Raw genomic sequence first — 333 nt, 5'->3', positions numbered from 1 at the left:
CTCACCGCAATAAATACATATACTTATCATAATATCGTCATTGGCCTTGTGCTAAGAGAGTACTGCATGAAAGGAACAGCCAGCCTATCTTGGAAGATAAGCTAGCTTATTCTGGAATGCCTTAGCCTAATGCCCGAAGCTCTTCATAAGACCTTTAAGCTTGTCACCACCTTTCTCTTCAAGTTTCTCCATCAGCTTCTCTTTAGCTTTCGCTTTCAGTTTTTCCGTCTGCTTTGCTTTAGCTTCTTTGATAAGCTTATCAAGTATTTGTTTACCCATAGCCTGAGCAAGTTCCTTTGGAGGAAGGCCCGCACTTCCACCTACATTCGAGAC

Annotated in this window: 1 protein-coding gene; it reads right to left on the bottom strand. The window is 42.3% G+C overall.

Going from position 1 to position 333, the window contains the following annotated elements:
- Positions 1–126: 126 nt before the first annotated feature.
- Positions 127–333: hypothetical protein (locus A3761_RS26550; RefSeq protein ID WP_197472705.1), on the bottom strand; the 207-nt coding region annotated here is incomplete at its 5' end.

The sequence above is a fragment of the Oleiphilus sp. HI0123 genome, from assembly GCF_001635315.1.
Note: the sequence above shows the minus strand (reverse complement) of the source record. Positions and strands in the feature narration are given on the sequence as shown.